Origin of the sequence: Lacinutrix sp., assembly GCF_023299985.1 — a bacterium.
In the GTDB taxonomy this organism is placed as follows: domain Bacteria; phylum Bacteroidota; class Bacteroidia; order Flavobacteriales; family Flavobacteriaceae; genus Lacinutrix.
Map to the genome: position 1 here is coordinate 1 of NZ_JALZVX010000022.1, position 7,135 is coordinate 7,135.

General features: G+C 32.0%; 5 protein-coding genes and 2 pseudogenes. 5 read left to right on the forward strand and 2 right to left on the reverse strand.

The window, feature by feature from the left end:
• Positions 1 to 374: pseudogene (locus Q0C58_RS01440) on the reverse strand (dihydroorotate dehydrogenase (quinone)); the annotation flags it as partial.
• A gap of 101 nt (positions 375 to 475) precedes the next feature.
• On the opposite strand from Q0C58_RS01440, the gene pepT reads away from it, so the two are divergent.
• The 4 genes and pseudogenes from pepT to Q0C58_RS01460 all read left to right on the forward strand — a co-directional run bounded on the left by pepT (position 476) and on the right by Q0C58_RS01460 (position 4,251).
• A complete protein-coding gene (gene pepT, locus Q0C58_RS01445) occupies positions 476 to 1,714 on the forward strand; it encodes a peptidase T (protein ID WP_290696594.1) in 1,239 nt (412 codons plus the stop codon).
• A 76-nt stretch (positions 1,715 to 1,790) separates the two neighbouring features.
• Positions 1,791 to 3,617, forward strand: a complete 1,827-nt coding sequence (locus Q0C58_RS01450; protein WP_290696596.1) for a PLP-dependent transferase — start codon at positions 1,791 to 1,793, stop codon at positions 3,615 to 3,617.
• A gap of 106 nt (positions 3,618 to 3,723) precedes the next feature.
• A complete protein-coding gene (locus Q0C58_RS01455) occupies positions 3,724 to 3,975 on the forward strand; it encodes a type II toxin-antitoxin system ParD family antitoxin (protein ID WP_290696598.1) in 252 nt (83 codons plus the stop codon).
• Positions 3,968 to 4,251, forward strand: a pseudogene (locus tag Q0C58_RS01460) (type II toxin-antitoxin system RelE/ParE family toxin). The gene Q0C58_RS01455 and the pseudogene Q0C58_RS01460 overlap by 8 nt, the downstream one beginning before the upstream one ends.
• A gap of 151 nt (positions 4,252 to 4,402) precedes the next feature.
• Here Q0C58_RS01460 and Q0C58_RS01465 read toward each other — a convergent pair.
• Positions 4,403 to 5,863 carry an aminoacyl-histidine dipeptidase gene (locus Q0C58_RS01465; RefSeq protein ID WP_290696600.1) on the reverse strand — a complete coding sequence of 487 codons (1,461 nt, stop codon included), beginning with the start codon at positions 5,861 to 5,863 and terminating at the stop codon, positions 4,403 to 4,405.
• A gap of 96 nt (positions 5,864 to 5,959) precedes the next feature.
• On the opposite strand from Q0C58_RS01465, the gene Q0C58_RS01470 reads away from it, so the two are divergent.
• A complete protein-coding gene (locus Q0C58_RS01470) occupies positions 5,960 to 7,027 on the forward strand; it encodes a DUF3810 domain-containing protein (RefSeq protein ID WP_290696602.1) in 1,068 nt (355 codons plus the stop codon).
• Positions 7,028 to 7,135 lie beyond the last annotated feature (108 nt).

A 7,135-nucleotide genomic window follows, 5' to 3' on the forward strand; every position in this document is an offset into this window, starting at 1 on the left:
AGTCCTTCATTATTAAAACCCATTCTGTTAATAATGCCTTTATCATCTTTAAGTCTAAACAAACGCTTTTTAGGATTACCCACTTGCCCTTTAGGTGTAACTGTTCCTATCTCTATAAAACCAAAACCAAAGTTTGCTAATTCATTATACAATACCGCATTTTTATCGAAACCAGCAGCCAAGCCAACTGGATTTTTAAAGGTTAAACCAAAAAGTTTACGCTCTAACTTAGCATCTTCAACCACATACATGCTTTTAAAAAGCAATGCCATTCCAGGTATTTTGCAAGTGATTTTTATTAAAGAGAATGTAAAATGATGAATTTTTTCGGGATCGAAAAAAAAGAATAATGGTCTTAATAGTGCTTTGTACATTTAATAATGTTTGCACAAAAGTACTTCGAAAAAATGTGATTTACAATTTATATTCCTAATGAATAATCGTACTTTTATACTTTCAAATAAAAGAAGAACAAATGATTTCAAAAGAAGCTATTATAAAACGTTTTGTAGGTTATGTAACTGTTGATACAGAGTCGGATCCTGAAAGCGATACCACACCAAGTACAGCCAAACAATGGGATTTAGCAAATGCACTAGTTATAGAACTTAAAGCCATTGGCATGAGCGATGTTACTATAGACGATAACGCTTATATTATGGCTACATTACCAAGTAATGTTGATCACGATGTACCAACTATTGGTTTTATTTCTCATTTTGATACGACTCCAGATTTTACAGGAGCAAACGTTAAACCTCAAATTATAGAGAATTACGATGGTAAAGATATCATGCTAAACGAGGCTGAAAACATTGTACTGTCTCCAGATTATTTTGATGATTTATTACTATATAAAGGTCAGACTTTAATTACCACAGATGGCACAACGCTTTTAGGAGCAGACGATAAAGCAGGAATTACAGAAATAATTTCGGCAATGGAATACTTAGTTGCAAATCCGCAAATAAAACATGGTACCATAAAAGTTGGTTTTACTCCCGACGAAGAAATTGGTCGTGGTGCTCACAAATTTGATGTAGAAAAGTTTGGAGCAGATTGGGCTTATACTATGGATGGAAGCCAAATTGGTGAATTAGAATACGAAAACTTTAATGCTGCTGGAGCAAAAGTACGTGTTAAAGGAAAAATTGTACATCCAGGATACGCCAAAGGTAAAATGGTAAACTCTATGCACATTGCTACAGAGTTTATAAACTCTTTACCTAGAATGGAAACTCCAGAACATACGGAAGGTTACGAAGGATTCTTTCACCTTTACTCTATTAAAGGAGAAGTAGAAGACACAAGACTAGAATACATTATTCGTGATCATGATCGTGGACATTTTGAAGCACGAAAAGAAGTAATGCAAAAGCTAACCGATGAGTTAAATACGCAATACGGAAGAGAAGTTATTGAAATTGAAATTAAAGATCAATACTTTAACATGAAAGAGAAAGTAGAACCAGTAATGCACATTGTAGATATTGCTGAAGAAGCAATGAAACAATTAGGCATAAAACCACTTATTAAAGCTATTCGTGGTGGTACAGATGGTTCGCAATTAAGTTATATGGGTTTACCTTGCCCAAATATTTTTGCTGGTGGACATAATTTTCATGGACGCTACGAATATGTTCCTGTGGAAAGTATGATTGCAGCTACAAAAGTAATTTGCAAAATTTGTGAGCTAACTGCTGAGAAAAAATAGGTTTACACTTTCGGTTTTACTATACTAACAAATAGAAATTTAGTCTTTATAAAGACGAAAAAACAGAAACAATACAATGTTAAATTATATAAAAGAGGTGTTAAAAAACACACCTTCTGGCTGGTTGACTACAACTACACATAGATTAGATATTTATAATGAAGCACTAGCTAAAACTGAATTTTTAGATCAGTTTGATATTTTATACAAAAATAATAATGCTACAACTGAAGCTTTAAATAAATTACCAACGGCTTACGATTATATTAGACTAGGTCACCCGTTATCTTGCGTGCTAGAATGGGTTATTGCTAACTTAAACAATTTAAACCCAGAACATGTTATTAGTTTTTCATCTCAAACCATGCCTATTTTGGCAATCTTGAGAAAAAATTTATTGGAGAATAAAAATACGCAAATCTCCTACACAGGAGAACTACCTGATTTTTTTAATACTGAAATTCTAAAAACTGTTTACGGTTACGCTTTCGATTTAAAGCAGATTGAAAACGCTTCTGACATTTCAGAATTTAATGGAAGTGCTATTTTTATTTCTAATGACACTAAATTTGGAAGTATAGAAGCGAATCCGAATATTGATTTTTATGTTAATCTTCATGGACACTTAGGCAGTGTTTTATTAATTAACGGTAAACATAACAACAATTATGTTTCAGATATACAACATGTAAGAAGAAGAGAAACCATTGCAATGACACCAAGCAATGCACATACTGCTTTACAATCTATAGTAAATAAGTCTTCAATTAAAAATGAAACTATAAATGGCACCAATAAAACAAGTGTTTTAAATGCTATTAATAAAATAACAAATACTACAACAAAACCATTAGTAGCGTCAAGTGGCTTATCTATACAATATGCCATTTTAATGGGACTTGTTAACGATGCAATAGAAAACCACAAAGGAAAAGCCATAAAAATTGTTGTACCTCCAAATTGTTATGGTGGCACAAACGACCAAGCAAGACGCGTTGCTGCTTGTATAGATAATGTAGAAATAGTGGATTTGTTAGTAGATGGTAATAATGATATGGTACAAAGTATTGATACCGTTTTAAATACTATCGCTGCAAAAGATGCCATACCATACATTATTGCAGAGATTCCAACAAATCCAAGAGTTGAAGTACCAAATCTTTTAAAATTAAAGGCCGTTTTAAGTCAAGAGCGTAAAACTAAAACTGGTGAAATAGCTATAGATCCTGTTTTTATATTAGACCAAACATTTTGTCCAAATGTACATTTTTTAGGCGAAGACAATATACTCGCTAATATTAGAACCATTTCATTTGCAAGTGGCTCTAAATTTCCAAGTGGTGGACAATGTACAGCTGGCTATTGTGTTGCAAACACTATAACAACAGCTTTGCTAGAAAAAATAGAAATACAACTTTACCTTTGCGATAATGAAGCTACAGGTTTTCAATATCAAATTTTAGCCAAGCAACTACCATCTATGACACAAAGGATTACAAATGCTTATAACAACACGCGAGAATTTGTAAACTACATCAATAAAACATTACCACAAGCGAAAATAAATTTTGTATCTCAAGAACTGGCAGGACAAGGTTTTACACCTTCTGTTTTTTCATTAGACCTTCCTACAAAAGGCAATACAGACCAAGAGAAAGAAAACTATAAGCGTGCATTAAATTTAAAATTAATAAATTTAATGATCACTAAAATACCCAACGAAAGTAAATTTTGTGTAAGCTATGGACAGTTAAATGGTTGTTACTGGACTATACCAGCAACCTCTACGCAAGGCACAACTAAAGAAGGTGATAAGGATTATATAGTGCGTGCGTCTTTATCTCCTAACCTAGATCTTGAATTGCATAAAAAAGTGTTTTTAGAGTTTGTTGAGAGTCTTTAAGAGCTTCAATTTAAGGATAGCAACAGTAGGAACTATTCTATTAATGAGTTAAGTACAATTTAAGGTATTTGTAATTTATACCAATTTTTGATATAAATGGATTCAAATGAATAAAAACACATCAATACCTCTTGGGAATTATTTCGACCAACTTGTGCAAAGTAGTATAAACGAAGGAAGATTTAAAAATGTTAGTGAAGTAATTCGTGCAGGATTAAGACTTTTGGAAGAAGAAGAAACTAAAGTTATTGCTTTGAAAAAAGCAATTCAAGAAGGAGTTGATAACGGAATAGCTCATGCCTTTGATCCAAAAAAACATCTTGAATCTCTAAAAGCGAAAAAACACGCTAATGGCTAAATATAAGTTGACCAACAAAGCCGTTGAAGATTTATCGAAGATTTTGGATTATACATTTAAAAATTGGTGGGAAAGACAAGCTGACAAATACTACTGTTCGCACATTTCTAATTGTCAAGAAATTGTAGAGAATCAAGAAAACAGTACAATGGAATATCATAACAACTTCTAGGAATCAAAACTAATCGACATATAATATTCTACAGAACTTTAAACGATAACTATGTTGAGATAACGAGAATTTTACATAAAAAAATGGATTTAAAAATAGACTGACGAAATAAAAACTACATATAACAAATCTCTTTATAAGTCGAAAAAAAATCAGAAAGCACAGTTTAAAAACTGTGCTTTCTGATTTTTACTTTTATAAATTTGGTAGTATCAAAAGATGTTTCGTGATACTCTAAATAACATAATTGTCTATTTATTTCTTAGGAATCTCTTTTAATATCTCTAAAACAAAGTTCCAATATTTTTTAGCTGAAGAAATTTGAGCACGTTCATCTGGACTGTGAGCACCTTTTATGGTTGGTCCAAAACTAATCATTTCCATATCTGGATAATTTTGCCCAAGAATACCACATTCTAATCCTGCATGACAAGCAGCAACATGTGCTTTTTCACCATTTATTTTTTCGTATAAACTACTTAATACTTTTAAAATAGAAGAATCCATATTTGGTGTCCAACCAGGATAATCTCCAGACAATTCAACCTCACAACCTGTTAACTCAAAAGTAGCACGCAACATATTTGCTAAATCTACTTTAGAACTTTCAACAGACGAGCGTGTTAAACAACCAATTTTGATACTACCATCTTTTACTATTACTCTAGCAACGTTGTTAGATGTTTCTACCAAGTCTTTAATATCTGCACTCATACGATACACACCATTAATGGCAGCATATAATGCACGTGTAATACCTTCTTGAACACCTAAATCCATTATTTTTTCTGGTGTTTCGGTTTTAGAAATTACTATCTCTAAATCTGGTTCCATTGTCTTTAATTCTTTCTGAATGGTTTTAACTAACAAACTCATTTCTGTATCAAAAGCTGCTTCATGCATAGCATCTATTGCTACAATAGTTTTACTCTCTCTTGGTATTGCGTTACGCAAACTTCCACCATCTATTTGAGAAATTCTTAAACCAAAGTTTTCAAAACCATCAAATAATAAACGATTCATTATTTTATTAGCGTTACCTAAACCTTCATGTATTTGCATACCAGAATGTCCACCTTGTAAACCTTTTACAACAATTTCAAAACCTATTTTAAACTCAGGTGTTTCCTCTTCAGTATATGTTCTAGTAGCTGTAACATCTATTCCTCCTGCACAACCTACTCCAATCTCATCATCTTCTTCGGTATCTAAGTTTAATAAAATACCTCCAGAAAGCAAACCGCCTTTTAAGCCCATGGCACCTGTCATCCCTGTTTCTTCATCTATTGTAAATAAAGCCTCAATTGCAGGATGCACAATGTCTGTACTTTCTAAAATAGCCATAATAGTTGCTACTCCTAAGCCATTATCTGCACCTAAAGTTGTGCCTTTTGCTTTTACCCAGTCGCCTTCAACATGCATTTCGATACCTTGGTTATCGAAATCGAAAGTAGTGTCTGCATTTTTTTGATGTACCATATCTAAATGCGATTGCATAACAATAGTTACACGATCTTCCATACCTCTAGTTGCTGGCTTTTTAATAATAACATTTCCAACTTCGTCTTCTATAACTTCTAAACCTAAATTGGTTCCAAAATCCTTCATAAAAGCGATAACACGTTCTTCTTTTTTAGAAGGTCTTGGCACTGCATTTAAGTCGGCAAATTTGTTCCACAATTCTTTTGGTTCTAAAGCTCTTATTTCAGTATTCATGTTTTATTTTATTTTATGAATTGCAAAAGTACAAAAAAGACTTGTTGTGTTACAAAAACCTGAGTGGTCTAACAGAAAATTAACTATTTTTGAAGTATGCTGAAAAACAAAAAAATCCTTATTGCGTTTTCAATACTTCCTGCTTTTTTAATAGTGAAGCTATTGGCAAATTTTCCTGATTTTGTTGACAACTATTACAGCAAAGGTTTATATCCACTAACCTCAAAACTATTTCGCTATACTTTAGGTTGGTTACCTTTTTCTTTTGGAGACTTTATTTACAGCTTTGCCATTATCTACATTTTAAGATGGTTAATAATTAATAGAAAAAGAATTATTAACGATTTTAAAAATTGGCTTATCGATGTGTTTTCGGCATTATCTATTGTTTACATCGCCTTTCATTTATTTTGGGCAATGAATTATTACCGTTTACCGCTTCATAAAAACCTAAATTTAAAAGCAGATTATACTACTGAAGAACTTATTACGGTTACTAAAAACCTGATTGAAAAATCTAACGCTATTCATCTTAAAATAGCAAAAAACGATACTATAAAAGTGGTTTTTTCTTATTCTAAGTCAGACGTTATGTCAAAGGTTCCCGAAGGTTATTTAGCATTACAGAAAACGTTTCCACAGTTAGAATATAAAGGAAAAAGCATAAAAAAATCCTTACTTAGTTTCCCTTTAACGTATATGGGATTTAGTGGTTATTTAAATCCTTTATCTAATGAAGCACAAATAAATAGTATGATTCCTGTGTTTAAAATTCCAACCACAGCTTCTCATGAAGTTGCACACCAATTAGGTTATGCTGCAGAAAACGAGGCTAATTTTATTGGTTTTTTGGCAGCTACAAATAACGAAGATATCTATTTTAAATACTCTGGTTACACCTTTGGATTAAGACATTGTTTGCATGAAATCTACAAACGCAATCCTGAACAATACAAAGTGCTTTTACAAACCGTAAATGCAGGTATTTTAAAAAACTATCAAGAAGTTCGTGTCTTTTGGGATAGCCATGAAAACCCAATAGAACCTTTATTTAAAACCACATATAACACTTTTTTAGAAGCCAATAACCAAAAAGGAGGCATGAAAAGTTATAGCTATGTCGTTGCACTTTTAGTTAATTATCTTCAAGACAAAACACTTTAACAGTATTCATTTGCATTAAATCTACTCTATTTACTACCTTTAAGACTTAATTTCTCTTTTAAACTAACTTATGATTAAAAAAACAGCTCTACTTGTTTGTCTTGTATT

Bases quoted from the DNA above. Each gene is read 5' to 3' on its own strand.
- pepT (WP_290696594.1), top strand. From the start codon at position 476: ATGATTTCAAAAGAAGCTATTATAAAACGTTTTGTAGGTTATGTAACT.
- Q0C58_RS01455 (WP_290696598.1), top strand. From the start codon at position 3,724: ATGAATAAAAACACATCAATACCTCTTGGGAATTATTTCGACCAACTT.
- Q0C58_RS01450 (WP_290696596.1), top strand. From the start codon at position 1,791: ATGTTAAATTATATAAAAGAGGTGTTAAAAAACACACCTTCTGGCTGG.
- Q0C58_RS01470 (WP_290696602.1), top strand. From the start codon at position 5,960: ATGCTGAAAAACAAAAAAATCCTTATTGCGTTTTCAATACTTCCTGCT.
- Q0C58_RS01465 (WP_290696600.1), bottom strand. From the start codon at position 5,863: ATGAATACTGAAATAAGAGCTTTAGAACCAAAAGAATTGTGGAACAAA.